At 53.3% G+C, this 26,910-nt stretch carries 24 protein-coding genes; 12 read left to right on the forward strand and 12 right to left on the reverse strand.

What is annotated here, in order from left to right; all coding sequences use genetic code 11:
- Positions 1 to 34: 34 nt before the first annotated feature.
- The 3 genes from L1I42_RS12420 to L1I42_RS12430 form a co-directional block, all read right to left on the reverse strand.
- A complete protein-coding gene (locus L1I42_RS12420) occupies positions 35 to 1,111 on the reverse strand; it encodes a TRAP transporter substrate-binding protein (protein WP_236114908.1) in 1,077 nt (358 codons plus the stop codon).
- Positions 1,112 to 1,366: 255 nt separating this feature from the next.
- On the reverse strand, positions 1,367 to 2,770 hold the full coding sequence (locus tag L1I42_RS12425; RefSeq protein ID WP_236114909.1) for a sigma-54 interaction domain-containing protein: 1,404 nt from the start codon (positions 2,768 to 2,770) through the stop codon (positions 1,367 to 1,369).
- A 54-nt stretch (positions 2,771 to 2,824) separates the two neighbouring features.
- Positions 2,825 to 3,739 carry a LysR substrate-binding domain-containing protein gene (locus tag L1I42_RS12430; RefSeq protein ID WP_236114911.1) on the reverse strand — a complete coding sequence of 305 codons (915 nt, stop codon included), beginning with the start codon at positions 3,737 to 3,739 and terminating at the stop codon, positions 2,825 to 2,827.
- Between the two features lie 137 nt (positions 3,740 to 3,876).
- Between L1I42_RS12430 and ugpB the strand changes: the two genes are divergently transcribed.
- From ugpB to L1I42_RS12460, 6 genes are all read left to right on the forward strand, one after another.
- Positions 3,877 to 5,178: a sn-glycerol-3-phosphate ABC transporter substrate-binding protein UgpB gene (gene ugpB / locus L1I42_RS12435; RefSeq protein ID WP_236114913.1), complete on the forward strand. Its 1,302-nt coding sequence runs from the start codon at positions 3,877 to 3,879 to the stop codon at positions 5,176 to 5,178.
- Between the two features lie 69 nt (positions 5,179 to 5,247).
- Positions 5,248 to 6,129: a sn-glycerol-3-phosphate ABC transporter permease UgpA gene (gene ugpA, locus L1I42_RS12440; protein WP_236114915.1), complete on the forward strand. Its 882-nt coding sequence runs from the start codon at positions 5,248 to 5,250 to the stop codon at positions 6,127 to 6,129.
- Positions 6,129 to 6,980, forward strand: coding sequence for a sn-glycerol-3-phosphate ABC transporter permease UgpE (gene ugpE, locus L1I42_RS12445; protein ID WP_236114917.1), 852 nt, complete (start codon positions 6,129 to 6,131; stop codon positions 6,978 to 6,980). The genes ugpA and ugpE overlap by 1 nt, the downstream gene beginning before the upstream one ends.
- 10 nt (positions 6,981 to 6,990) lie before the next feature.
- Positions 6,991 to 8,046 carry a sn-glycerol-3-phosphate import ATP-binding protein UgpC gene (locus tag L1I42_RS12450; RefSeq protein ID WP_236114918.1) on the forward strand — a complete coding sequence of 352 codons (1,056 nt, stop codon included), beginning with the start codon at positions 6,991 to 6,993 and terminating at the stop codon, positions 8,044 to 8,046.
- Complete coding sequence (locus tag L1I42_RS12455) at positions 8,046 to 9,017, forward strand: glycerophosphodiester phosphodiesterase family protein (RefSeq protein WP_236114919.1); 972 nt, start codon at positions 8,046 to 8,048, stop codon at positions 9,015 to 9,017. Before L1I42_RS12450 ends, L1I42_RS12455 begins: the two co-directional genes overlap by 1 nt.
- Before the next feature lie 12 nt (positions 9,018 to 9,029).
- Entirely contained in the window at positions 9,030 to 10,688 is a 1,659-nt protein-coding gene (locus L1I42_RS12460) for a Na/Pi cotransporter family protein (protein WP_236114921.1), read from the forward strand.
- A 27-nt stretch (positions 10,689 to 10,715) separates the two neighbouring features.
- On the opposite strand, the gene L1I42_RS12465 is transcribed toward L1I42_RS12460, so the two are convergent.
- The 5 genes from L1I42_RS12465 to L1I42_RS12485 form a co-directional block, all read right to left on the reverse strand.
- Positions 10,716 to 11,960 (reverse strand): Tm-1-like ATP-binding domain-containing protein, encoded by a 1,245-nt coding sequence (locus tag L1I42_RS12465; RefSeq protein ID WP_236114923.1) that lies wholly within the window; start codon positions 11,958 to 11,960, stop codon positions 10,716 to 10,718.
- 9 nt (positions 11,961 to 11,969) lie between these two features.
- Complete coding sequence (locus L1I42_RS12470) at positions 11,970 to 13,454, reverse strand: aldehyde dehydrogenase (RefSeq protein WP_236114924.1); 1,485 nt, start codon at positions 13,452 to 13,454, stop codon at positions 11,970 to 11,972.
- Positions 13,438 to 14,937, reverse strand: a complete 1,500-nt coding sequence (locus L1I42_RS12475) for a tripartite tricarboxylate transporter permease (RefSeq protein WP_236114926.1) — start codon at positions 14,935 to 14,937, stop codon at positions 13,438 to 13,440. Before L1I42_RS12475 ends, L1I42_RS12470 begins: the two co-directional genes overlap by 17 nt.
- Positions 14,938 to 14,959: 22 nt before the next feature.
- The gene (locus L1I42_RS12480; RefSeq protein WP_236114928.1) at positions 14,960 to 15,538 is read right to left on the reverse strand and encodes a tripartite tricarboxylate transporter TctB family protein; all 579 of its coding nucleotides are present in this window, start codon (positions 15,536 to 15,538) and stop codon (positions 14,960 to 14,962) included.
- A gap of 63 nt (positions 15,539 to 15,601) precedes the next feature.
- Positions 15,602 to 16,552 carry a tripartite tricarboxylate transporter substrate-binding protein gene (locus L1I42_RS12485; protein WP_236114929.1) on the reverse strand — a complete coding sequence of 317 codons (951 nt, stop codon included), beginning with the start codon at positions 16,550 to 16,552 and terminating at the stop codon, positions 15,602 to 15,604.
- Between the two features lie 134 nt (positions 16,553 to 16,686).
- Here L1I42_RS12485 and L1I42_RS12490 point away from each other — a divergent pair, with 134 nt between their 5' ends.
- Both L1I42_RS12490 and L1I42_RS12495 read left to right on the forward strand, forming a co-directional pair.
- Positions 16,687 to 17,460, forward strand: a complete 774-nt coding sequence (locus L1I42_RS12490) for an IclR family transcriptional regulator (RefSeq protein WP_236114930.1) — start codon at positions 16,687 to 16,689, stop codon at positions 17,458 to 17,460.
- A gap of 88 nt (positions 17,461 to 17,548) precedes the next feature.
- The gene (locus L1I42_RS12495; protein ID WP_236114932.1) at positions 17,549 to 18,907 is read left to right on the forward strand and encodes an aminotransferase class III-fold pyridoxal phosphate-dependent enzyme; all 1,359 of its coding nucleotides are present in this window, start codon (positions 17,549 to 17,551) and stop codon (positions 18,905 to 18,907) included.
- 112 nt (positions 18,908 to 19,019) lie between these two features.
- Here the strand turns inward: L1I42_RS12495 and L1I42_RS12500 are convergent, their stop codons facing one another.
- From L1I42_RS12500 to L1I42_RS16395, 4 genes are all read right to left on the reverse strand, one after another.
- On the reverse strand, positions 19,020 to 19,490 hold the full coding sequence (locus L1I42_RS12500; protein WP_236114933.1) for a PIN domain-containing protein: 471 nt from the start codon (positions 19,488 to 19,490) through the stop codon (positions 19,020 to 19,022).
- On the reverse strand, positions 19,487 to 20,620 hold the full coding sequence (locus L1I42_RS12505; RefSeq protein WP_236114935.1) for an XRE family transcriptional regulator: 1,134 nt from the start codon (positions 20,618 to 20,620) through the stop codon (positions 19,487 to 19,489). Before L1I42_RS12505 ends, L1I42_RS12500 begins: the two co-directional genes overlap by 4 nt.
- A gap of 217 nt (positions 20,621 to 20,837) precedes the next feature.
- Positions 20,838 to 21,293 (reverse strand): hypothetical protein, encoded by a 456-nt coding sequence (locus L1I42_RS12510; RefSeq protein ID WP_236114936.1) that lies wholly within the window; start codon positions 21,291 to 21,293, stop codon positions 20,838 to 20,840.
- 79 nt (positions 21,294 to 21,372) lie between these two features.
- Positions 21,373 to 21,678, reverse strand: coding sequence for a hexameric tyrosine-coordinated heme protein (locus tag L1I42_RS16395; protein WP_236114938.1), 306 nt, complete (start codon positions 21,676 to 21,678; stop codon positions 21,373 to 21,375).
- 352 nt (positions 21,679 to 22,030) lie between these two features.
- On the opposite strand from L1I42_RS16395, the gene L1I42_RS12520 reads away from it, so the two are divergent.
- From L1I42_RS12520 to L1I42_RS12535, 4 genes are all read left to right on the forward strand, one after another.
- Positions 22,031 to 22,363: a hypothetical protein gene (locus L1I42_RS12520; RefSeq protein ID WP_236114940.1), complete on the forward strand. Its 333-nt coding sequence runs from the start codon at positions 22,031 to 22,033 to the stop codon at positions 22,361 to 22,363.
- Positions 22,364 to 22,584: 221 nt separating this feature from the next.
- Positions 22,585 to 23,685, forward strand: a complete 1,101-nt coding sequence (locus L1I42_RS12525) for an ABC transporter ATP-binding protein (RefSeq protein ID WP_236114942.1) — start codon at positions 22,585 to 22,587, stop codon at positions 23,683 to 23,685.
- An 85-nt stretch (positions 23,686 to 23,770) separates the two neighbouring features.
- On the forward strand, positions 23,771 to 24,898 hold the full coding sequence (locus tag L1I42_RS12530) for an extracellular solute-binding protein (RefSeq protein ID WP_236114944.1): 1,128 nt from the start codon (positions 23,771 to 23,773) through the stop codon (positions 24,896 to 24,898).
- Positions 24,899 to 24,992: 94 nt separating this feature from the next.
- A complete protein-coding gene (locus tag L1I42_RS12535) occupies positions 24,993 to 26,657 on the forward strand; it encodes an ABC transporter permease (RefSeq protein WP_236114946.1) in 1,665 nt (554 codons plus the stop codon).
- The last annotated feature ends 253 nt before the right edge of the window (positions 26,658 to 26,910 follow it).

A 26,910-nucleotide genomic window follows, 5' to 3' on the forward strand; every position in this document is an offset into this window, starting at 1 on the left:
CGTTTCCTTCATCGAACTATCAACTCGTTAGCGTTTAAAAATCGCGAGGGAGATAGGCCAAGCTCTTCCAATTCTTATAATCTGCAGAGAAGGCTTCTTGAGACTCGTAGATCGCCTTGAAGTGCGCATCATTGGCCGCTTCCTCTTCCATCACTTCCGCCGTGATGGCTTGCAGTTCACGCAGCAGCGCTTCTGGCAATGTATTTGCGGTCACGCCCTTTTCCTCAAACCCGGCAATAACGGCCCCCTGAATGGCTTCGCCTTTAGCTAGGTTTCGGGTCACGCCGGCGGCACAAGCCATGTTCAACAAGGCTTTACGATCATCCGGCAGACCGGCCCATGTGTCGCTGTTCACCACAAGATGGAACGCGGTATAGGTCTGGTGCCAACCGGGGAAGTAGTTGTTTTTGATGATTTTATCAAAACCCAACAACTGGTCGATGGCGGGCATGGAGAACTCGGTGGCGTCGATGGCCCCTTTCTCCAGCGCAGGGAAAATCTCGCCGCCTGGCAACACAGTCACAGAGGCGCCGAGTTTTTGCAGCACTTTGCCCCCCAGGCCCGCAAACCGGATTTTCAGCCCGTCAATATCGTCAAGCGACGTGATTTTATTGCGGAACCAACCAGCAGTCTCTGGCCCGATAATGCCGCAAAGGATCGGGTGCACGCCATGCTCAGCATAAACCGCTTCACCTAATGCCATACCTCCGCCTTCATACCACCAGGCGGTATATTCCCAAGGTTCCATGCCAAAGGGCCGCGCGGCAAGCAATGGTGCGGATGGAATACGCCCCTGGTCATAGCCCAACCAGGTATAACCGGCCTGCATTTTGCCGTCTTTTACCGCTTCGGTAATTGACAAGGGCGCCACCAGCTTACCTGGCTCAAACACTTTGAACTGGACTTCACCGGCTGTGGACGCATCCAGCGTTTCCGCCACATAATTGATGTTATCACCCAGCGCTGGCAAATGTGTGCCAAAGGCCACGGGCACCCGCCACCGCACAGGCTCGCCCGCTTGCGCAGGCACAAGTACCGCAGCCATCGTCATCGCCGCAAGGGCCGGCGCCACAAGTTTGCGGCTTAATGATTTCAATCCAATATGTTCCATAAATTCCTCCCAATATGGATAGCCCTGCACACCATCCTCCATGGGCGCAGGCTAGCCGTCTGCGTTGCAATCGGCGTGCCAATCTTGAAAAAGAGGCTTTTATATCTCTATATCAATGCAATAAACTAATAGCTTAAATAATCACACTCTGTCCTTTTTGTGTGATTTTCACACAAAATAGCACGGATTCTGACTAACCCACTGAAATCAATACAAACTTTAAGATGTATGAAAATCAAACAGATTTGTCTGAATTCAGGACAAATGATAGCGCTTCAGCTTGTCATAAAGTTGCGAGCGGGAAATGCCCAAATGTTTTGCGACATTCGCTTTGTGACCACCGCAAAGCTGCAACGCCTCTATAATGGCTTGCCGTTCCAGCGCCGCAATCTGAGCAGGCAGATCACCGCCCTTTCGCGACGGCAGATGGATCGGCTGGTCTGGTCCGACTGCCGTATCAGGCACCAATTCCCCAAGCGTTTCTGCTGCTAAAACCGGAGTTTTGGAGAGTATACAGGCCCGCTCGATTACATTGCGCAACTCGCGAACATTGCCAGGCCAGCTGTGCCGCATCAGCCGCTGCACAGCTTCATCACCCATCAGGCGAACCGGCTCCCCGGTGCGATGGGCAAATTCTTCCAAAAAGAAATCTGCCAATACCGGCACATCTTCCAGCCGATCGCGCAAGGGTGGAATTTCGATCTTCAACACATTCAATCGGTAATAAAAGTCCCGGCGAAAAGTGCCTTTGGCCACCATCTGTTCAAGATCAAGCGAGGTGGCCGCCACAATCCGCACATCGGCCGGCTGAATGGTGTTAGAGCCCACTGGCTCAAACTCCTTTTCCTCCAACACGCGCAGCAACTTGGCCTGTAAGGAGAGCGGCATATCGCCCACCTCATCGAGAAACAGGGTCCCTCCACGGGCTAAGGCCAACTTGCCCTCCGGCTGCCGATCACTGGCGCCAGTATAGGCACCAGGCGCCACGCCAAAAAACTCCGCCTCCAACAAAGCCTCAGGGATCGCCGCCACATTGACCGCCACAAACGGCCCATTGCGCCGCGCAGACACACTGTGAATCGCATGGGCAAACAGCTCTTTGCCGGTGCCCGTTTCCCCGCGCAATAGCACAGGGCTGTCGTGTTGCGCGACGGCACGGATTTGCTCTTTGACCTTGTCCACTTTAGGTGAACGATTGACAATATTGGCCAAACTATATTTGGCCTTGCGCGCCTCTGCCAGCTTTTGCTCAGCGAGCGACAACCGCTTGCCCAGCACCTTAAATTTTTCCATCAAAGGCGCGAGGGGCTCAACTTTGTCAAACAACACAAAGCCAATCGCACCGGCAATCTCACCTGCCGCATTTTTCAGCGGAAATCGACTTACGACAAATTGCTGATCGTCGAAATTCATAATATCGATCAAAATAGACCGACCGGTGCGCACCACTTCTTTCATGCGGCTTTCGGGGATCAGCCGTTCGATATCCCAACCCCGCGGGTCCACGTCCGGTGAGATCCCCAGCAATTTATGGTAGTTTTTGTTGATCCAGATGATCACGCCATCGGCATCAATGGCAATTGCACCATCGCCCATTTCCTCCAACAAGCTTTCCAGCATTGCTGTATCAAATGGCTTGCCCGCCCCCACATCTGCCATGATCTACTCACCACCATTCAAACTGGCGTCAGCATACATCAGCTTTTCCACCAATCAAGCAATTGCCTTTTGACTTTCATGCACAAAGGGCTGCAGGCTTTCCACAAAGGTCTCAATAAAGTCCAGCACCAGCAAGGGCTGCGCACCGGTAATGGGCCGCAATATGGACAATTCATGGCTGAGGTCAGGTTCAAACGGCCGTGAAACCAATCCGCGCCCCTCAAACTGTGCGGCATCCAGCGCGCTGACAATCGACGCGCCATAACCTTGGCTCACCAGCGTGCAGGCCGCTGTAAACTGACGCACCTCAATCCAGGAGTTGAGCGGCACGCCCTTTTGGTCAAAACAATGCATGAGGGCCGCATGAAAAGGACTATCGCGTCGCGAATGGATAATTTTCTCATCCCGCAAATCCTGTACTGCGATCACATCCTTTGCGGCCAATGGATGATCCTCGGGTAGAATACACGCAGTTTTGATAGGAATATCAATGGTCTCTGTAGCGGGATGGCCAGAAAATCCGTCTGTAATACCACAGTCATATTGTTGCCCGATGATCCACTCAAGGATTCGCTCCGGGCGGTCTGGTTCAAGGGTCACGGTCACGCCGGGCCGTTGATCCAAAAACTCGGTGAGGACCTTGGGAAGGTGGCTGGTGGCAAATCCCGGCAGGCACGCAATACGCAAATGACCAGCGGTGCGCTCTTTCAGATCGCGTCGCAAATCTTCGAGGTGGTTGAGGCTTTCAAACACCCGAGAGACCTCGGTCAGCATATAGCGCGCTTCGCTTGTGGGGGTCAGGGTGCCACTTTCTCTCTCAAACAGCTCAAAGCCGACGGTATTGGCAAAATCTGCCAACAGTCGGCTGACGGCTGGCTGTGAAACGCCCAAACGTTTTGCGGCTTGTGTAACCGAACCGGAATTGGCCGTGGCTTGAAAGGCTTCAAGCTGTCTAAGGCTAAATTTCAAAATCTTAACTCCAACCTGACGCGATATGGGGGCTGATATATAACATTTTGTTATATAAAGTGCAAAAAATTTATGCTTGCATTATTTTACCAACTGGACAATGCTGAGCCCCTAAATTGCTATTCGGGAGGATTGAAATGGCATTAAAAAAACTTTTCTTGGCGTCAACAGCGCTAGCGCTCGGCATGAGCACTGCTTACGCACAAACTGAAATTCAGTGGTGGCACGCAATGGGCGGCACCAACGGTGAACGCGTAGACAAAATCGCGGCCGACTTTAACGCCACTCAAGACGACTATAAGGTCGTGCCGGTCTACAAAGGCAACTATACCGAAACCATGACCGCCGCGATTGCTGCATTCCGTGCGAAGGAGCACCCTCACCTTGTGCAGGTGTTTGAAGTGGGCACCGCTACCATGATGGCTGCCAAAGGCGCTATCTATCCGGTTGAACAACTTATGAACGATGCAGGCGAATCGTTCGACAAGTCAGATTATCTGCCTGCGGTGATTTCTTATTATCAGACACCAGAGGGCGAACTGCTCTCTATGCCGTTCAACAGCTCCACACCTGTGATGTGGTACAATGCGGATGCTTTGGAAGCCGCCGGTGTTGAACCGCCTGAAACATGGGCCGACGTTGAAGCCGCTGCAAAAGCGCTTGTTGACAATGGTATGTCTTGTGGCTTGTCTTTCGGCTGGCAGTCTTGGGTCATGATCGAGAACTTCTCCGCTTGGCACAATCTGCCCGTCGGTACCAAGGAAAACGGTTTTGCCGGTTTCGACACAGAGTTCACCTTTAACAATGAGCATGTTGTATCCCGCCTGGCAAAAATTGCCGAAATGGGCGAAAGCAAAGCCTTTGTATATGGCGGTCGCCGCGGCGACAGCTTGCCCCTGTTCACTAATGGTGAATGTGGCATGTGGATGAACTCATCTGCTTATTACGGGTCCATCAAGGAACAGGCCAAATTCAATTTCGGCCAAACCATGTTGCCGCTTGATACCGAGGTTGCGGACGCCCCGCAAAACTCCATCATCGGCGGCGCTACCCTTTGGGCATTGGCTGGCCATGAAGACGAAGAATATAAAGGTCTGGCACAGTTCCTGACTTACCTGTCTTCAGCAGACGTACAGGCTTGGTGGCACCAGGAGACCGGCTATGTGCCGATCACCAATGCCGCAGCAGAGCTCAGCGAAAGCCAAGGTTTTTATGAAGAGAACCCAGGCACAGATATTGCGATCAAGCAATTGAGCCTGAATGAGCCGACACCAAACTCACGCGGCATCCGCTTTGGTAACTTCGTGCAAGTGCGCGATGTGATCAATGAAGAACTGGAAGCTCTGTGGGCTGGTGACAAAACCGCTCAGGAAGCCATGGACACAGCGGTCAAACGCGGTAACGAATTGCTGCGTCGCTTTGAACGTTCTGTAAAATAAAGTTTTTACAACTTATCCGGCGCGACCATGGGTTGCGCCGGGTTTGGCGTTGCTGAGAAAGAAATTGCCATGCTCAAACGGGTTCATTTTAATAAAACCTGGCTGCCCTTTATGCTGGTGGCCCCGCAAATTGCCATCACGCTGATCTTTTTTATCTGGCCCGCAACCCAGGCCGTTTATCAGTCTTTTTTGATTGAAGATGCGTTTGGCCTATCTACAGAGTTCGTCTGGTTTGAGAACTTCCAATATCTGTTCACTGACGAAATCTATCTGAACAGTTTTGGGCGCACCATATTCTTTTCCGCTGCCGTTGCCTTCATTTCCATGTCCAGTGCGCTGGTGCTCGCCGGTTTTGCAGATCGCGTTATTCGCGGCGCAACCACCTATCGCACCCTGCTGATTTGGCCCTATGCGATTGCACCCGTGCTCGCTGGCGCCCTGTGGGTCTTTATGTTCAACCCGACCCTCGGCATTTTGCCCTATTTTCTCGATTTCTTTGGCTATGACTGGAACCATTATCTCAATGGGGGCCAGGCCATGCTGCTGGTCATTTTGGCCGCAGCCTGGAAACAAATTGCCTATAACTTTCTGTTCTATCTTGCGGCCATGCAATCCATCCCCCGCTCCATCATTGAAGCTGGGGCCATTGATGGCGCGCGCCCGATTCGGCGGTTTTGGACTCTGGTGTTCCCGCTCATTTCACCCACTACATTCTTCTTGCTGGTGATTAATGCGGTTTACGCCTTCTTTGAAACCTTCGGCATTGTCCATGCCGTCACGCAGGGCGGGCCGGCCAACGCCACCACCATTCTGGTTTACAAAGTTTATAATGATGGCTTTGTGGGGCTTGATCTTGGCGGTTCTGCTGCCCAGTCCGTCATTCTCATGATTATGGTCATCTTTATGACGATTATTCAGTTCCGTTTTCTGGAAAGAAAGGTGCAGTACTAATGGTCGAACATCGCCCCATTCTGAACATCGTCACGCACCTTGTCTTGATCCTGGGGATCTTGATCGTGGCACTTCCAATCTGGATCACATTTGTGGCCGCCACGCATGATGAAGCCCGCATGTTGCAAGCGCCGCTGCCTTTGCTGCCGGGTCCCTACTTCATCGAGAACTTTAAAAAGACTCTGTTTGGCTCGGGCCTGTCGGGCACAGAAACCGCGCCGGTCTGGCGCATGCTGATGAACTCCTTGTTCATGGCGATCATGATTGCTGTCGGCAAAATCGCTATTTCTTTGTTGAGCGCCTTTGCCATTGTCTATTTCAAGTTTCCGTTTCGCATGGGCTTTTTCTGGCTGATCTTCATCACATTGATGTTGCCGGTTGAAGTGCGCATTCTGCCCACTTATGAAGTGGTCGCCGATCTGGGCATGCTCAACTCTTATTGGGGCCTGTCTATTCCCCTTATCGCATCGGCCACGGCCACCTTCATGTTCAGGCAGGTCTTTTTGACCATTCCGGACGAAATGCTGGAAAGTGCGCGCATTGACGGGGCCAAGCCCATGCGCTTTTTCTTTGATATTTTGCTGCCCTTGAGCCGCACAAATATCGCTGCACTGTTTGTCATTCTGTTCATTTATGGTTGGAACCAGTATTTGTGGCCACTTTTGATCACCACAGAAACAGACATGACCACCATTGTGATGAGCATCAAGCAAATGCTGGAAGCGGCAGAACAATCACCCCAGTGGAATATCATTATGATGACGGCCCTGCTGGCCATGATCCCACCCGTATTTGTGGTGATCGGCATGCAGAAAATGTTCGTCAAAGGCCTCACCGAGACCGACAAATAGGAAAAATAAAATGGCAACGATCTCGCTTAAAGATTTGGTCAAAAATTACGGCAAGGTGGAAGTTCTCCACCACGTGGAAGGTGAGTTTCAAGATGGCGAATTTATCGTCATTGTCGGGCCCTCTGGCTGCGGCAAATCCACCCTTTTGCGTATGGTCGCAGGTTTGGAAACTGTCACCAGTGGTGAAATCTATATTGGCGACAAAATGGTCAATCAGCTGGAACCGGCAGACCGCGACATCGCAATGGTGTTCCAGAACTACGCGCTTTACCCGCACATGAGCGTGCGCGAAAACATGGCCTATGGTCTCAAGCTGCGCAAATTTAGCAAAGACGATATTGAACGCCGGGTAAATGAGGCCGCAACGATCTTGGAAATTCAGGATTATCTCGACCGCAAGCCGCGGCAGCTTTCCGGTGGTCAGCGCCAACGCGTGGCCATGGGACGTGCAATTGTGCGCGACCCGCAGGTATTTCTGTTCGACGAGCCACTCAGCAATCTGGACGCCAAATTGCGGGTACAAATGCGTCTCGAGATCAAAAAATTACAGCGCAAACTCGGCGTGACTTCCATTTATGTGACCCACGATCAAGTGGAAGCCATGACATTGGGCGATCGGCTGATGGTCCTCAATGCTGGCTATGTCGAACAGTTCGGCACCCCCATTGACCTCTATGAAAAACCCGCCTCAGTCTTCGTTGCAGGGTTTATTGGCAGCCCATCCATGAACTTCTTGCCAGCGAAATTGACCAATAGCCATATTGAGCTGGAAAATGGCCATAAGATCCCCACAAGCTCGGCCCAGCAAGGGGATGCCATTTTTGGCGTGCGTCCGGAACATATGGTGGTGGATGACAATGGCCCTATCGAGGTCAAGACCGAACTGTGCGAACAGCTTGGCGCCAACACTTTGGTCCATGGCCGTCTTAACAAATGCGAAACAAGTGTCGTTGCCAGTATTCAAGGCCATTGGGACTATGAGCCGGGCAGTATTTTGCGGTTCAACGTGACGCCAGAAAACCATCATTTGTTTGACAGCAAAACCGAAAAGCGCCTGGAAAGCTGATGTTCACCCAGCAATTGGCCAGCTTCAAAGGAGATCAGAGCTGCATCCGCGTGGTCGGCCACCGCGGCGCGCGCGGCATTATGCCTGAAAACACGCTACTTGGCTTCGAATGGACCATGAAAATGGGGGTCAGCGCCCTCGAATTTGATGTGATGATCACCAAGGACCATGTGCCGGTGATCGTGCACAATCACCATTTGAATGGTGCCATCACGCGCACGGCCGAAGGCCAATGGCTGAACACGCCCGAACCCCGCATTTCTGAGCTGACTTATGATGAGTTGGCCCAATATGATGTAGGCGGTCTGAATGTTTTTACAGAATATGGCCAACGCTTTCCCGAGCAGATATTCATGCACCGGCAGCAGGTGCCAAAATTAGCCGATTTGTTGGCTTTAGCCATGCAGCCTGACTTTGCTCATGTGGGGCTGATGCTGGAAATCAAGTCAGACCCGAAGGTTGACAATTTTCAAATGCATCGGGAAGAAACAGTAGCCGCCGTGGCCGATGTTGTGCGGCAGGCTGCCATGACATCACGCACCATTTTGCATAGTTTTGACTGGGAACTTTTGCATCTGTGCCAGCAAGCCGCACCGGAAATGCCGACCTCGTTTCTATCGCAATTGCCGGCCCATGATGATGATAAAGGTGAGGATTCATCGCTGGTGTTTAGCCAGAACCTCAAACAATTGCCCAGCATCCCAAAGGCGATCGCCGAGGCTGGAGGCTATATTTGGGCGCCTCATTTTAAAGATGTCACGCTGGCCGACGTCCAAGAAGCCCGGAACCTTGGCCTCCTGGTCGCCCCATGGACGGTGAATGACCCCAAAGACATGGGACAAATGATCCAATTGGGCGTTGATGCGATTGTGACAGACTATCCTGCACGCCTACAGCGTGAATTGATCAAAAATGAGCTGCGCTGGCAACGGCAGGACGATATTTCAAACGCTACTCTGACCTCGGCATAGTTGGGGCAAACCATGGCATTATTGCAATTCCTTATCGCGATATTTGGCGCAACCATGTTGCTCCTCTTTGCTGTGCGCATGGTGCAAAACGGCATCGAGCGGATGAAGGGGCCCGAATTTAAGCGCATTCTCACCAATGCCAAAAACCCTTATCGCGCCGCCATGGCCGGGGCCGCCATGGCCATTTTGCTGCAAAGCTCGGCTGCGGTCGCCATCCTCACCGCCGGTTTCTCTACCGGCGGCATGTTGGCCATCGCCACGGGCCTTGCCATTATTCTCGGTGCTGATGTCGGCTCAGCCATTGTAGTGCAGGTTCTCTCGCTGGACCTAAGCTGGCTGGCGCCCGTCCTGATGGGCATTGGCGCATGGCTTTATCTCAAATTCAATAGCCGCAATGTGCGCCAAACCGGCCGCATCATGCTGGGTATTTCACTTATTATTGTAGCGCTGGGCTTTTTGCGCGACGCCGTCGCCCCAATCAAGGAAAGCGATTTTCTACCCATGTTCGAGGCCTTCTTGGCTGCTGATCCGGTGCTCGCTTTCATGGTCGGCGTGGTTCTGGCCTTTGTTATGCATTCCAGCGTCGCCGCCGTTTTGATGATTGCTGTGGTCGCTGGAGCAGAGGCAATCTCGGTGCCTGTTGGTATATTGCTCATTTTGGGGGCCAATCTGGGTGGCGCTTTGGTACCCGTCTGGATCACCCGCAACATGTCCATTGAAGCGCGCCGCCCTGTGGTCGCAAATGTGGCCCTGCGCGGCATTACTGCCGCCATCGTCGCCGCCCTTTATGCTGGTCAACTGATCGATGATTGGGTGCACATGCTGCCTAATCTCGTCCTGGTGCACTTTGCCTTTAACCTTGTGTTGCTGCTGTATCTACCCTTCACCCCTTGGATCGGTCGGCTGGTCAAGCGCGCCATGGTCAATGGCAATGGCGATAAAGTCACCCCCATGGCCGAGCGCTCCTTACTCGATGAAAGTGCTCTTGATTCAGTGCCACTCTCCCTCTCATCCCTGCGGAGGGAAGTGGTGCGCATGACCAATATTTCCGAGCAAATGATCCGCGAAGTTCTGGGCTGGTACCTGCACCACAAGCTGCCTAATTTTGACCAGCTCGACCGCGAAACACAAGTATTGCACGATGCGGGTCAAGCCGTGCGCCATTATGTGACCCGCATGCCCTCCAAAGATATGACCAAGGCGCAATTTCGGCGGCTGCGCGATCTTGCAGATTATGCCCTTTCCATCGATGCCAGCACCGCCATTCTCAGCCAGCGCTTGGAAACCGTGATCAAAGCTCAACAAGCCCGCAATCTCTATTTTTCCGAAAGCGGTGCCGCAGAACTCCGAACCATTGCGGAACAAGTTCTGCACAATATGGCGAATGCCTATGAGCTGCTGGTTTCTGAAGATATTGAGATCGCGCGGGAGATTTTCCGCGATAAGGACGAGTTGGGCATGCTGGTGGCCAAAAGCCGCAAAAAACACTTGCTGCGCCTGCGCGAAGGCCTTGAAAAAAGCATCGCCACCAGCGAGCAGCATCTGGAGAGCCTAGCGGCACTCAAAGAGCTTAACGCCCAGATTGTCTCCATTGCCTACCCGATCCTGAAAAGGGAGGGTCAATTGCTGCAAACCCGTCTGATCCTGGACGGCAAGGGGCAAGAGCTTTAACCCGCCACAAGCCCTTGGGCTTAGAAGCTAACCTTTCGGGTTTTTCACAATGCCATCAGCCAGCCATTGATCAAACAGCTCCAGCACGAAGTCGTTAAAAGCCTGATCATTTATATGGCAATCCAATTCGGTAAACCCCACCGGCGCCTTTACTGACTGGGCCAGCTCCGCAACAAAGGCCGCGTGATTGTCTGGCTCATGCGCGGGCTCACCCGGCTTATCCCACTCCTCAATGCCCTGAATGGGCGAAATAATATGGGTCGGCGCTTTGTTCTCCGCCGCGCGGTTGGCCAGTTCCCGCGCCACTTGCCGTCGTTCATCAGCGTTCAAAGTGGCCGAGGACAAGAGCCGGTTATGGGCGTGGAAGGAGCGGTCATTAAACTGCTCGGGAAAGGGCTGCCATCCCGGAAAATCCACCAGATCAACACAGCCCGGCGCAATCATCGCTGGCGTGCCGGAAACAGCGGCGGCGCGCAGCCGATCCGGGCCGGAATTCACCACCGACCCCATCAGTTCATTGCCCATTTCCTGCGGCGCAAAATCCATTACGCAGGCAAATTTACCGGCGCGTGCCAGATTTTCAAACGCCATACCGCCCATGCCGGTCGCGTGGAAAATCGCCACTTCAAACCCACGTTCTTCCAGCGCCGGTTTCAAAATTTTCATATAGCGCAAGCAGCTCGAGCCCAAACTGGTCATGCCAATCATCGGGCGCTCTTCAGCAGACAATTGCACCGCCTGTGCTGCACCAAGCACCGCACCGGCTGCTTGACTGAGAGAAGCCCTACACACGGCGTTCAAGCCATAAAGACCGCCTGCCCAAAGGATCATCTGAATATCTGTCGCCAACCGGTCTGCCGGAATAAGCGGCGAGAAGGCGATCGTAGAAATGATATATTTTGGCACACCAAGCGGCAGGGCACGGGCGCAATCCAGCGCCAGATCGGTGCCCATAGAGCCGCCCATAGCGATCATCCCGTCAATGCGCCCCGCTGCTTGCAAAGTCCGGCACAGCGCTGCGGCGCCGCGCGCCATAATCTGCATCGCCACATTTTCATCACCAGACCCAATCGCCTCTTGGATGGTGGCATCGGCCGCTTCGGCGACCTGATGTTTGGAGATGTCCGTCGGCGTTGGCGGGTCGCCCAAAACACTCACATCCATGGTGCGCACATTGCCGCCCTGCCCTTTGATGACGTTGGTCAAATAATCCAGCTCATCTGATTTGGTGTCGTAAGTGCCGATCACCAGAATGGTTTTTTTCTGTCCCATAATGCCTCCCTAAAGCTGGATCCAAGCCGTTTTCAGATTTTCATATTTCTCAATGGCGTGCAGCGACTTATCCGCGCCATTGCCAGACTGCTTCATGCCCGCCAGCGGCACATTATTGCCCGCACCACCATAAGTGTTCACATGCACCACGCCGGACTTGATGTTGCGGACCATCCGGTGTGCCCGAGACAAGTTCGAGGTCCACACACCCGCCGCCAGGCCAAATGCGGTGCCATTGGCCAGCGCTACGGCCTCCTCTTCTGTGTCAAACGACGTGATCGACACCACCGGCCCAAACACTTCATTCTGGAACAGATCCATATCCGGCTTGATGTCGGTGAAAATGGTCGGCTCCATATAATAGCCCTGCCCGGCCTTAAGCTGTTGGCCGCCAGTCACCAAAGTGCCGCCTTCTTTTTGCGCCCGCTCCACAAAGGCCAGATCGCCCTCAAGCTGTTGCGCCGTGGTGATCGCGCCGATATTGTTGTTCATATCCAGCGGATCACCCACCTTCAGCTTTGCCGCTTCTGCCCGCAATTTTTCCACAAAGGCATCATGGATGGTGCGCTCCACCAATATGCGCGAGCCCGCCACGCACACTTCGCCTGAATTGCGGAAAATGCCCGCCGCCGACACTTTTGCCGCCTGATCCAAATCCGTCGCATCGGCAAAAATAATGTTGGGCGATTTCCCCCCCAATTCGAGATATAGTCGCTTCATATTGGACCGCGCAGCATAATCCATCAGCCGTCGGCCCACACCACCAGACCCGGTAAAGCCGATAATATCAATATCATGGTGCAAGCCCATGGCTTCACCCGCCACAGATCCGCTGCCGGTGATCACATTCAGCACGCCATCGGGCAACCCCGCCTCCTGGCAGAGCTCGGCCAATCGCAACAAGCTCAGAGACGCAGCCTCAGAAGGTTTTAGCACCACGCTGTTACCTGCGGCCAAGGCTGGGGCTATTTTCCAGGCCCCGATCATCATTGGAAAGTTCCATGGCACAATGGCGCCGACAACGCCCACCGGCTCACGATGGATCAGTGCCAACTGATTGTCTGCCGTTGGGGCAATCTCACCATAGATCTTGTCGATGGCTTCAGCATAAAAGCGGAATGTGCCCGCCGCAGATCCCGGCTCGGCCTTGATCGCCATGCCAATTTCAGTGCCATTGTCACGTACACCCAACACCGCCAGCTCTTTGGCGTTGGCCGCGATCAGGTCCGCAATTTTATGCATCACCTTCATCCGCCCCTGCGGTGCCATGCGCGACCAGTCCCCCCGCTCAAAAACGGCACGGGCTGCAGCGACGGCGCCGTCCACATCCTTGGCCGTTGCCGCAGCCAATGTTGTGAGCCTGCTGCCGTCGATCGGGCTCACCACCTCCACGGTGCCGCCATCGCTGGCCTCAACCCATTTCCCGTCTATCAGCATTTTTTGCGGTGCAATCGCCTGCTGGCGCAGCGCATCAATTTCAGCTTGCCTGATCATTGCTTAAGTCCTTGGATTTTTTCGCGCGAAACAGCGCATAGAAATGTGCAATCAGAACAAACACGATGATCGCAAACAGCACTTGCGCCACCGGCCGTTCAATAAAGTCCAGCGGGGTTTCCACCCGCGCCATGCTGGTGCGGAACTTCACTTCCATAATGCCACCCAGCACCATGCCCAGAATGATCGGCACAATCGGCAGGTTCAACCGCTTCAGCATCAGGCCGAACATGCCAAAGGCCGCCGCAATGGCACAGTCGATGATGGAATTGCGCAGGGAAAAGACACCGACAAAGCTGAGCACCAAGATCACCATACCCAAAAACCGATTAGGAATACGCACCACTTGGGTGAGCCATTTGGTGGTGCCCAGCAGAAAACCAAACGCGAGAATATTCAAAATGATCAGCGCCAGATAGAGGCTGAGAATAAAATCAAAATCATTGGCAAATAGCTGCGGCCCGGGGATCACATTGTGCACATAAAACACAGCGAGCATCATCGCCGTCAGCGCCTCGCCGGGGATGCCCAGCGCCAACAGCGGGATCATCGCCGCCGCGGGCACGGCATTATTCGCGGCCTCCGAGGCGACCAGCCCTTCGGGCGCGCCCTTGCCGAAATTCTCACCATTGCCAGAGGTTTTGCGGGCCAGCGAATAGGAAAAGAACTGCGCCAGAAATTCCCCCACACCGGGGATCATTCCCATGATAACGCCGAACCCGGCAGAAGGCACAAAGATCTTTGGCAGCCGCAACACTTCGCGCAGCCCGTCAAAAATTCGCCCCACCAGCGCCGGCGGTTCATTATGCTCATCCTCGCCCACCAGCAGCAAAAAGGCTTGCGACAGCGCGAACAGGCCCAGCACCACCACAATCAGATCAATGCCGGACGCCAGCCACGCCTGATCGAAGGTATAACGCTGGGTGTAACGGGTCGATTCCAACCCGATCGTATTGATAAAGATGCCCAGACAGAGCAGTGCCCCCGCCGCCAACGCCTGCCCGCGATGGGTCACCACCACCAGCACCATACCCAACAAGGCCGCCAGAAAAATTTCCCGCGAGCCAAACATGGGCGCCACCGCTGCTAATACGGGCGACAGCGACATCAGGGCGATGATGGAAATGATCCCTCCACAAAAGCTGGCCCCAAACGCCAACGACAAGGCACGCGCGGCCTCCCCCCGCTGGGTCATGGGGTAGCCATCATAGGTAGTGAGCGCGTTCACCGCTGTGCCGGGTGCGTTGACCAGAATGGCTGGGATCGCCCCGCCATACATGGACGAGCCATAAATGCCCAACAAAAGCGTCAACCCAACAATCGGTTCCAGCGCAAAAGTGGCCGGCAGCAAAATTGCAATGGCAATAGCCGGCCCCACACCCGGGATCGCCCCGATAATCACGCCGCCGACCGACCCGATCAACAGCGCAATCGCCACATCAATGCGCGCCAGCGCACCCAAACTTGTCAAAAAGAGTTCCACAAAGTGCCCCTAATTTCCGAACTCAAAGATATAAAATGGCAAAGCTACGCACCGCAGATGGCAGATATTCGTATAGCGCTGCGCCAGGGATTTTGACCTGCAGGAAGCTTTTAAACACCACCACGATCAACACACCCGCCAGCACGGCCAGCCCGTAAAACCGCCGCTGCCGATAGCCCAACCGCCATGTCATCAGCAGCAAAAAGCCGACGGTTGTCGGCAGATAGCCTACCAGCGGCACTAGGCTCACATAGACCATAAACCAAAGAACATATTCGCCAGCCTTCAGCCAGATCATCGCCTCAGAAACAAAGCCGGGCGCTTGCAGCCCGTTGCGGTGAAACCAGAATTGCAGCATTTGGAAGAAACCAAAAAACAGCATCCCCACAATGCCGATGGCCGACCACAGGCCGGGTTGTCTCTCCAGCCTCATATTGTCGAAGAACTTCGCTTGCGTGCCCAATTGGCTGGCCAAAAAAATCGCCACCAAAAAGGTGCAAACACCAAACCAAACCAAGGCAGAACTATAGGGCGAGACAAAATAGTCATCGACCTTTTCCGCCCGGTTGGATTTGCCGCCAATCTCATTTTCTTGGATCATGGATAGATCAAACTCATTATTGTAAAAAATGGCCGGAGCAAAAGCCCCGGCCAGTTTGTGCGCTTATTCGGCAAATCTGGAAATCGCTTCCGCCACGGCGCGGTCCGCCTCGATCCGGGCAGCCGCTTCGTCCGCATTCTGCCAATAAACACCAGCACCGGTTTCTTCAGCCAGCTTTTGAGCGGCGTCACTGGCCAGTGCTTTTTGCGCCGCAGCTGCAATCTTGTCGCGTACATCCTGCGGCGTATCTTTATGCACAAACAGGCCATTCCAAAGCGCAATATTCAGGCTTGGCTCCAGCTCACCAACCGTCGGGCTATCCGGCACCAAGGGGATACGGTCATTGGTGACCGTCGCCAAAACATTCACCTTATCCAGGCACGGCAGGATCAGTTGCAGCGTGGTGTTGATCACATCCGCATCGCCGGAAGCCAGCGTGTTACAATCCAGCGCATCAAAGGCGGCATTTGAGTAGAAATCCACCCCGCGCTCTTCCCCCAAAGCCATGGTCACTTGCGTCGGGATCAAGAACGAGCCGAAATGCCCAAGCAGCAGATTATTGTCTTTTGAAAATGCAGCCAGCTCATCCATATTTTCATAGGGCGCCGCCTTGGAGGCCGCGATCACAAATGGATAAGTCAAGAAAATCCCCACCGGCTCAAATGGATCCGGGTTCAGCGCAGGAATACCCACAAGTGGCCCCACCAGCGGAATATCCACCACGAAGGAGCCGATCGTATAGCCGTCGGCCGGGGCTTGCGCCACTTCAGCCGCGCCGGGGAATGGGCCGCCACCGCCGCCGGGCTTGTTCACCACTGCAGCGGGAACGCCATACATGTCTTGAAACTCTTCCGCGATCATGCGGGTCAACACATCTTCCAGATCCCCTGGGGGAAACGGCACCACAAACGAGACTGGTTTTTCTGGATATTCAGCCATGGCTGGCGCAAGGGCAGCCAATGTCGTCGCCAGACCCAACAGGGCTGCCGAGGCTAATGAACGGATCGCACGCATGATTTCCTCCCTACCGCGTTCGAAATTTGACCAACGGTTCAATATTGTCACCATCGGCACATTTAATGGTTGCATTATCAACCAATCTGAGTCAAGATTTTTATAAACATGTAAAAGAATTGATTTTTCGCCCTATGAAAACCGTCGATAAAGCCATGGGCCTTTTGCGCCATTTCACGCCCACACAGCCCGAGATCGGCTTGTCGGAATTGGCGCGCCTTGCGGATTTGGACAAAGCGACAACCCGGCGCATTCTGGTGTCCCTGTCCAAGCATCACTTTATCGAACAGAACCAGATCACCAAGGCCTATCGGCTGGGCAGCGGCTTTTTGCATTTGGCACGGGTGCGCGAGGCCACAACGCCGATCACCGCCATCGCCAACCAGACGGTGGACTGGCTGAGCGAAGTCACCAACGAAACCGCCCATGCCAGCGTGGCCGGGCCCAGCGCGCTGATCACCATCGCCCATAAGGAGCCCCATCGCGGCACCGTGGTGATGATCGACCCCACAGAGCCATTGCCCTTTCACGCCACCGCCTCGGGCATTGCCTATCTCGCCTTTAACGATCCCGAAGTGATGAATGCGGCCCTGCGCCAGCAATTGGGCAAATATACAGAGTTTACCGAGACCAATCCGGACGCCATCCGCCAGCGTGTGGCCAAGGCGAAGGCAGACGGTTTTTTCCTCAATGAACATGGCTTTGAATCGGATGTGGCCGGGCTGGCCATGCCCTATTTCAATGCCGATGGCAGCGCCGCGGGCGCCATTGCCGTGGCCATGCCGATCACCCGCAAATCTGAAGAGCTGGTGACCAAAATAAAGCGCAATGTGGCCGCCGCCTCCGCCCGCATCACCACCGCGATCGGCGGTGTGCTGCACCCCAATGTTCAACAATTAATGCGTTGAGGGGCAAGCCATCATGAAACGCCACCCTATGCCGCGCGAAAGTCAAATTGCCCGCGCTCACACCCTTATCTTCGACCAGGAGGCCTAGATGCTCGACTCCAACTTTTTGAAAGAAAACAACGCCAAACATATGTGGCACCCCATGGCCCACCCGGCCGATATGCGAAACAATCCGCCCAAAATGATCCGCGCTGCCAAGGGCGTGGAAATCACCGACATTGATGGCCACACCACGCTCGACGCGGTGGGCGGCCTGTGGAACGCCAATCTGGGCTATTCGGTGGACAGCATCAAACAGGCCATCACCGAACAGATGAACGAGCTGCCCTATTATTCCGCCTTCCGCGGCACCACCAATGATAAAGCGGTGGAGCTCTCCTTTGAGCTGAACGACTGGTTCAAGCCAGAAGGCATGACCCGCGCTTTTTTCACCTCCGGCGGCTCCGATTCCGTTGAAACCTGCCTGCGCCTGGCGCGGCAATATCATAAGGTGCGCGGCGAAGGCGAACGCACCAAATTCATCAGCCTCAAAAAGGGCTATCACGGCACCCATTTTGGCGGCGCGTCCGTCAATGGCAACGCCAATTTCCGTCGCAATTATGAGCCGATGCTGGCCGGCTGCTTCCAAATTGCCGCCCCCTGGACCTACAGAAATCCCTTCGGCACCGACAATGCAGAAGAAATCGCCAATCGCTGTATCGCTATGCTGGAAGATGAAATCGCCTTCCAAGGCGCAGATACCATCGCCGCCATGATTATGGAGCCAGTGCTGGGCGCTGGCGGGGTGATCGTGCCGCACAAAAACTTTATGCCCATGGTGCGCGAGGTGTGCGACAAGCACGGCATTTTGCTGATCGCCGATGAAGTGATCACCGCCTTTGGCCGCACAGGCGATGTGCACGGCTCGCGCCTCTGGGGCGTGGCACCAGATATGATGTGCACCGCCAAAGCCATCACCAATTCATACTTCCCCTTCGGCGCGGCCATGATGGGCGAAAAAGTGGTCGAAGCCTTCGAGAGCAATAAAGACGCGGTGGGCAATATCGGCCATGGCTACACCTATTCGGCCCACCCGGTCGGCTGCGCCGCCGCCCTCGCCACCTTAGCCGAAATCAAAAAAGCCAAAGTGTGGGAAAACGCAAAAGCCCGCGGCATAGAGCTGCAAAACGGCCTCGCGCAATTGAAAGAAAAACACCAAATTGTCGGCGACACACGCGGCATCGGCCTGATGGCCGCCATCGAACTGGTGAACGACCGCCCCACCAAAACCCCCGCCTCAAAACCAGCCGTCGCCGCCGCCTTCGACGCGGCCTATGAGGCAGGCGTAACCATCCGCGTCTCCGGCAACAATATTATCTTGTCACCCCCACTGGTGATCGGCCCGGAAGATGTGAAACTGATGATTGGGGCGTTGGATAAGGGGTTGAGTGCTGCGGCTGGGGTTTAGTGAAAACACAATACTTAAATTCATGACACCGCCCCTGAAATGGGGTGGAGTCAACTGATGGCCAACAAAAGTATGTTGGTGAGCGAGAGACGCAAAATCTGTAGCTATTTTCTCAAAACACCCAGCCTTCTTCTTCCATGAACCCTTCCAAAGACATAAATGGAATTCCAAAGTGACGACAAATATTTGGAATTTTTGCCCCATTTGGAGGCTCCCTCTCCAGAGTTACAACCGGAGAGCCGACAACATAGGCACGTGCAATAATAAAAGGATCCGCGTTCAGCCCACCTTTTTGCAATTTTTTCCGTTCGATTATTTGCAAGAAATGCGGATTTCTAAAAATTTCCCCGACAAATTGTGCTTCCGCTGCATCGGGAGTGGGAAATATATCGTTTTGCTCAACCGCCCAATATCTTAAGCTTTCGACAGGGCTTGCATCTATTTCGCGAGCTACTTCACGGGTCGATGTAATATCACCGCTCTCTACCAAAACATCAAACTGCTCCCACAAAGTTGGGAAGCGGTTACGATAATAGCTGCCAAAGAGGTGGCCAAATGCATTTGTATCGAAAACATAGCTCAAGGAGCTCTCCTTGATAAATATTCTTCTAAACGGTCTAAATTTTTTGGTTTAGTATCCAGGATATCGGCAAGCTCATCATAGTTTATGTGATTTTGATAATATTTGCCGAAAGCAAAATTTATATATTCTGGCCCTAAGTAGGAAATTTTAGTGCGGTAATAGTCGCCGCCAGAGCCGCGATGACCCTGTTTCGCCCATCTATCAGCAGCAGTCTCATATTCAACTCGTGTGACTAAGCCTTTATCTAAAAGCTTTCTGAAAATGCACTCCCGACTGACGCTAAATAGTTGAGCCAATTCAGATGCTGTCGCCTCAGTGGGGGGCAGACCAGTAAGAGCTGCATCAAAGTTCTCTTCTGGCACTAAAAAGTAAGCTGCAAAATTGTTGCAGATAACTTCAATTCGCTGATTGTCGCCTCTCAGTTGTTCAATAAAACCATCGTCTCTAGAATCAATACCACTTGTGTGGAATAGTAGATGTGCAAGCTCGTGAAAGAGAGTAAAAATCTGGCGTGACTTCGCCGTAGTATTGTTGACGTAGATTATCGGGAACTCTTCATCATAGAGGCAAAAACCGGAAAAATCAGCCGCACGAAATTGATCCTTGAACACATTGATACCAACCTCAAGAAGTGCCTTACGCCAGTTATCTAGCGCTGTTTCAACATTTCGCCATTCAAACTGCTGCTCGATAGTGACACCTAAGTACTCGCGCACTGCAACCGCAATGTTTTCAATCGGCTGCGTTGGTCGAAACGCAAGGTCACGAGTAATCAAGCGCTCAGCAGGATTTCTTCCACTATGCAGCTCTTCCAAACTCATTTGAAACGACTTGGCTTTACGGAGCAACAACCGGATTCGAGGCGGTATCTCAGCTATTTGATGAGGACCAAGAGTCCTAAATGTTTCCTCTATGCGAGGAACATCTGGCGGTTCAGGAAAAAAAAAGACCGCGACTGGCACTTTAAACTTCTCGGCCATTTTTTCTAGTTGAGGATAACTGGGAAGCGCATCGCCAGCTTCCCAAGCAGCAATTCGGCGAAAATCACTAGTCAATGACTCAATTGAGTAGCCTGCCCGCTCCCGCGCCCATGTCACAATCTCCGGCGTGATAGGCATTGCCTCAGTCATTTTTGCATTTATCCTCAACACGATTGCTTTCTAAGGAGGAGGTTAAAGTAAGCCGGGACAAGCCGCAACAGTATTGATGTTTGAGTATGCCACTGCTCAGTTTAACACGTATGTAGGCAGCGGACTCCCCTTTTCTCCAATGACTATTGCCTACCACAAAAGCCCCCAAATTTGCCACCAGCGCTCTGAAAGGAACCGCCATGCGTGACCCGCCAGCCTAAGGAATATAGGAATGACGCTTTATAAATGTACGAGAGAACGTAATCTTGCCGTTTAACACCGCGACATAAATATGCAAACTATCATTCCAGAGGAAACCATCAAACCAAGGCGCATTGCGGTAAAATCTGAAAAGCTCTTCCCCTTGTTTTGCCTCAATATGCTTTCCAAATAACTGGCGATAATTGAATTCTTTTAAATAGAGTCCGCCATCAAATCCATTCTCCAACAACGCAGCTTCAAGGTTTTGAAAGCCGCTACCAACTGGAAAATGCTCCTCAATATAAAAATCAGTCGAAAACTGTTTGGCATGTCTTAGATATTCTGCCTCTTGAAACGACTTCAAAAGGGGCGATGTAACAAAGCCAATCCGCGTTGTGCCCAGATGCGAACATGAAACCATTAGCCCTTGCAATGCGATTATTGCAGCAACTGCAGCAAAAAAACGAAGCATATCATCCTCCAAGTATCAATAGAGGCTATCTCGTTAATCGCGTACAATAAAGCCCTATTTGTTAGGAGCGCTCCGTCCCTCACCGCCAATAATCATTAGCCGCCGCGACAGTCTGAAAGTTCGTCGCCACTACCTGTGACGCCAAGGTCAAACTGTCAGCGCTGTTGGCATAATCGTCGCGCAGTTTGGTGCGGGTGGCGTCGTCTGGCTGGGTTTTCTTCACCGCCATCCGCGAGAGTTTAATCCCCCCGCACATCACCGCGCCCACCTGCCAGGGCACAAATTCATGATCCCCCAGCCCAAGCACTTCGCTTTTGCTGCGCGTGCCCTCGGCGGTGGTGGTGATCTGCTCAAATAGCTCCCTGCCTTTTTTCTTTAGGCGCACGCTCTGGCGGCCAATGTCGCCATGCGTCGACCATAACGCCTCAAGTTGATCAAACCGCGAAAAATAATTTGAACGCCGGATTTAATCAGCACATTCGGTCCCCGCGCCGTTTTGAAAAATTCAAATGCCCATATATATGTGCTTGATAAATTTCGCTTATACCCAATTCTAGGTAGTATTTTTGCACATTTCGCATAAGCGTTTGTTTTGCTTGAGCATTTTCCAAAACGTTTGCGAAATTATTTTGACCGATTGATTTAAAACAGCCGAAAAACCGGTGTTGAAACACAGTGTTAGGGCGGCGGCACTTGCATATGACACTGTTTCAGTATATTTCATTAAACCATTGATTATGAAACAAACGTTCGCAAAACAGTTTCGAAATATCCGCGCGAATTGGTACACCAGCGTGTACCGGCAGGCGGCGGACTCGGTCAACAAACCGGTCACAATCTTAAACAAACAAGCCTTAACCACTGCCCAAATGCCATTGGCCGCCCATCGGCCGGTGTGGGGCATGCTGGCAGATTTTTGTGCCGAGCGGACAAAAGCGCTCAAGCACGTGCCGGATTTGGGCTTTTACCGCCATGCAATGCAGATGAATGTGCAAATTGGTCGCGCTTTGCCGGCCACCAAGCGCACGGCCTTTGCATTTTGGTCGCTGAAACCAAAAGAGGCCGCATAATGGCAGCACAGCCTGATAAAATCGCTGCAAAGATGGTCGGGCTGACTCTCCAAAACGCTCTGTCGCACTCGGGCGCAGCTGGCGCAAGCCACAAAGGTGTGGCTGGGGCCGCAAACAAATTGTTTGCTGAGGCGCATGGCGCACCGGGCCAAAACCAACCCGCGAAGAATTTGGCAAAACAACAACATCAAAATCGCTTGGACATATGAGGGGGAAACAAATTGGCAGCTGATTCATCCAACGACGCGTTCGTTGAGTTCGAACGTGTACAAAAAAGTTATGACGGGGAAACACTGGTTGTAAAAGACCTGAACCTCACCATGCCGAAAGGCGAATTTCTGACCATGTTGGGGCCATCAGGCTCAGGCAAAACCACATGCCTGATGATGCTGGCCGGTTTTGAGACCGCCACCCATGGTGATATTCGCCTGGGCGGCAAATCCATTAATGGCATTCCCCCGCACAAACGCGGCATCGGCATGGTGTTTCAAAACTATGCCCTGTTCCCGCACATGACCATTGCCGAAAACCTCGCCTTCCCGCTGGAAGTGCGCAAGATGAGCAAGGCCGAGCGCGAAGAAAAAGTGAAACGCGCCCTCGACATGGTGGAAATGGGCGATTTTGGCGGCCGTCGGCCAGCCCAGCTTTCCGGCGGGCAGCAACAGCGGATCGCCTTGGCGCGGGCACTGGTGTTTGAACCAGAACTGGTGCTGATGGACGAGCCGCTCGGCGCGCTCGACAAGCAGCTGCGCGAAAAAATGCAATTTGAGATTACCCACCTCGCCCACCGCTTGGGCATCACCACCGTTTACGTGACCCACGACCAAACAGAGGCCTTGACCATGTCTGACCGGGTGGCGGTGTTTGATGATGGCCGCATTCAGCAACTGGCCTCTCCGGACCAGCTCTATGAATCGCCGGAAAACAGCTTTGTGGCCCAATTTATTGGCGAGAACAACACCTTGGAAGGTGTGGTGGAACAGATCAAGGGCAACAAATGCGTTGTCAAACTTGATGATGGTGAAGTGCTCGACGCTGTCCCAGTGAATGTGAGCAAGGTGGGGGAACGCACCCGCGTGTCCATCCGGCCAGAACGGGTTGAATATAATACCGACCGTCTGGACCCAGATGCCCACACCCTCAGCGCGGAAGTGCTGGAGTTCATCTATATGGGCGACATTTTCCGCACACGTTTGCGCGTGGCGGGCAATGAGGACTTCGTCATCAAAACACGGAACGCGCCCGACCAGGTTCGTCTGAAGCCCGGCCAGAAGATCAAGATCGGCTGGATGGCAGAAGACTGCCGCGCCTTAGACGCATAAGGCCAAGGTCAGGCACAAATAGAGCTGGCAAAGCCCGGATGTCAGCTCGCTCTTAAAGGACCGGGTACATAAAAGGGAGATTTCAATGAAACTCATTTCGAAACTCATGAAACCCATTGCTGCGGCAACGGCGATTGCGTCGTTGAGCGGTGCAGCATTGGCGGATGACCATATGGCTTCGAACATGACTATCGTAAGCTGGGGTGGCGCATATCAAGATAGCCAAATCAAAGCTTATGCCGAACCATATATGGAAATGAATCCAGGGGTTTCTGTCACATGGGATGAAAGTTCAGCTGAAGCTGTGGCCAAACTACGTGCCATGAACGAAGCTGGCAACATCACATGGGACCTTGTGGACGTTGTGGCCGCTGATGCGTTGCGCTTGTGTGACGAAGGCTTGGCCATGGAAGTGGACCATGATGAGTTGCTCGCTGCAGCACCTGATGGCACACCAGCCAGCGACGACTTTGGCGATCTGATTGTGAGCGATTGCTTCATTCCGCAAATCGTTTACTCAACAACAGTAGGCTACCGCACAGACTTGGTGCCTGAAGGTACAGCTGCACCAAGCGACATTTGTGCCCTGTTCGATCTGGAAACATATCCTGGTAAGCGCTCTCTCGAGAAGCGCCCAATCAACACCATGGAATGGGCGTTGCTGTGTGACGGCGTAGCCAAAGAAGACGTTTATGACGTTTTGGCCACTGAAGAAGGTCAAGAGCGCGCATTGGCGAAACTCGACACCATCCGTGACGAAGTGATCTGGTGGTCAGCTGGCGCTGATACGCCTCAGCTTTTGGCCGATGGCGAAGTGTTCATGGGCTCAACATATAACGGCCGTTTGTTCTCAGCAATCGTTGAGCAAGACCAGCCAATCGGCATGTTGTGGGACGCGCAGGTATTTGACCTTGATGGTTGGATTATCCCAGCGGATCTGCCTGAAGAGCGTTTGGCACGTGTGAAAGACTTCGTGAAGTTCGCAACAGACACCCAGCGTCTGGCAGACCAAGCGAAATACATTTCATATGGTCCTGCACGTGAATCTTCAGCACCGCTTGTTGGTAAGCACGCTGAGTTGGGCATCGACATGGCACCACATATGCCTACCGATCCAAACAATGCCAAGAACACATTCTTGTACAACTATGAGTTCTGGGCTGACTACCGCGACGATATTGACGCCAAATTCCAAGCTTGGTTGGCTCAATAATCTCTTTGGAGAAGGGGGACAATCGTCCCCCTTTTTCACCGGATAATATCCAAACAATAGACCGATAAATGGGGCGTAAAAACCGGGGGGCGTAATGAGTGATACAACACAAGAACCAATGATAGCGGCGGACGGCCGACCGCTAAAGCAGAGTTTGGCGCGGGCATTGCGGCGTCAAAAACTAAGAGCCTTGGCGCTGATCGCACCATTGCTGCTGTTCGTGATGGTCACCTTTATCATCCCGATTTTGTCCATGCTGTTTCGGTCGGTGGAAAACCAGATCGTTTCCAACACCCTGCCGCACACTGTAGTGGCGCTGCAGGAATGGGATAGCGCACAATCAGAGTTGCCTGACGAAGAAGTCTTCCGGCACCTCTATTTTGACCTTTTTAAAGCCGCAGAGGCCAAAGAGCATTCAAGGCTCGGCACTCGGCTGAACTATGAAAAAACCGGCCTCTCATCTGTGTTCCGCACAACTGGCCGTCGCCTCGACGATATGGGCGAAGTCTTCCAAGACCCGCTTGAAGACATTAATGAGAATTTCAAAAACGGTGCCTTCTGGTATGAAATGCTGTCTGGCGAAGGCGGCGAAGAGCTGCTGGAAAGCCGTCGCACCCTATGGGCGCGCCTAACCGGTGACAGCATGGCCGGGGATATCGGTTTTGTGCCTTCATCACAAATGGCCGACATGCTGCCATGGACCACCCGGGCTTATACCGATTTCGCCATTTGGACAGTGGTTGAAGAAGAGGATGTGGTAGCCGAAGAAGATCCGTGGGAAGCCGTTTATGCCGGCCTCGCATATGACCTGCAAAGCGAAGAAACGCGCGCGAACATCGCAAGCTATGGCGGACCAGGCGCTGAGGCGCTGAAGGACGCGGTTGCCAACTTTGATAAACTGCCAAAAGTCGATTTCAAGGCTGCCTTTGCTGAAGCCAAGGAAGATTGGGTCACAACTGACCTTTGGGCCACGGTGCAAGTTTTCTCAGCTGACTACACCCCAGGTTACTTCCTGAACGCTGTGGATTTGGAATTAACCCCGGAAGGCGTGCAGGCCAAGCCTGAGAACCAGCAAATCTATATGCAATTGTTCATGCGCACCTTGTGGATGGCGCTGGTGATTACCGGCAGCTGTATCGTGCTTGGCTACCCGGTGGCCTGGCTGCTGGCCAACCTGCCCATGCGTACGGCCAACACCTTGATGATTCTGGTGCTCTTGCCGTTCTGGACCTCCTTGCTGGTGCGCACATCGGCCTGGAAAGTGCTGTTGCAACAACAGGGGGTGATCAATGACATATTGGTCTGGCTCGGCTTTGTGGATGACGCCAACAGGTTGATCCTGATGAACAACGCCACTGGCACCATCATTGCCATGACCCACATTCTTTTGCCCTTTATGATATTGCCGCTCTATTCGGTGATGAAAACCATCCCGCCAAGCTATTTGCGCGCGGCTAAATCACTCGGGGCCACCAACTGGACCGCGTTCTGGCGCGTTTACTTCCCCCAATCTGTGCCGGGCATTGGTGCCGGGTCTATCCTGGTGTTCATCTTGGCCATCGGTTACTACATCACCCCTGAAATTGTGGGGGGTACCGACGGTATCTTTATTTCCAACCGGATTGCCTACCATATCTCCAGCTCATTGAACTGGGGTCTTGCGGCGGCTCTTGGCTCGATCCTTCTGGTGGTCGTGCTGGTCTTGTACTGGGCTTACGATAAGATCGTGGGCATCGATAATGTGAAGTTGGGAGGCTAATCAAATGAGCGTATTAAACCCAAGCGTTCCAAAACCCGATCTGTACAGATTCACCATGCCGGTGGTCGCAGTGTTGGGGGCCATCTTCGGCTTCATTACCGGCAATATCTTTGGCTCCCCAGCCATCGGCCTCGTCCTCGGCGCCATCATTGGCGCCGCCTTGGCCGCGGGTCTGGACCGAATTACCGGCATGGACCGTTGGAAGAAAATTTGGGGCACCGCTGCCGTGTTCGCCATAGCTGGCCTAATCGCG

This window comes from Maritalea mediterranea (assembly GCF_021568695.1).
GTDB classification, from domain to species: Bacteria; Pseudomonadota; Alphaproteobacteria; order Rhizobiales; family Devosiaceae; genus Maritalea; species Maritalea mediterranea.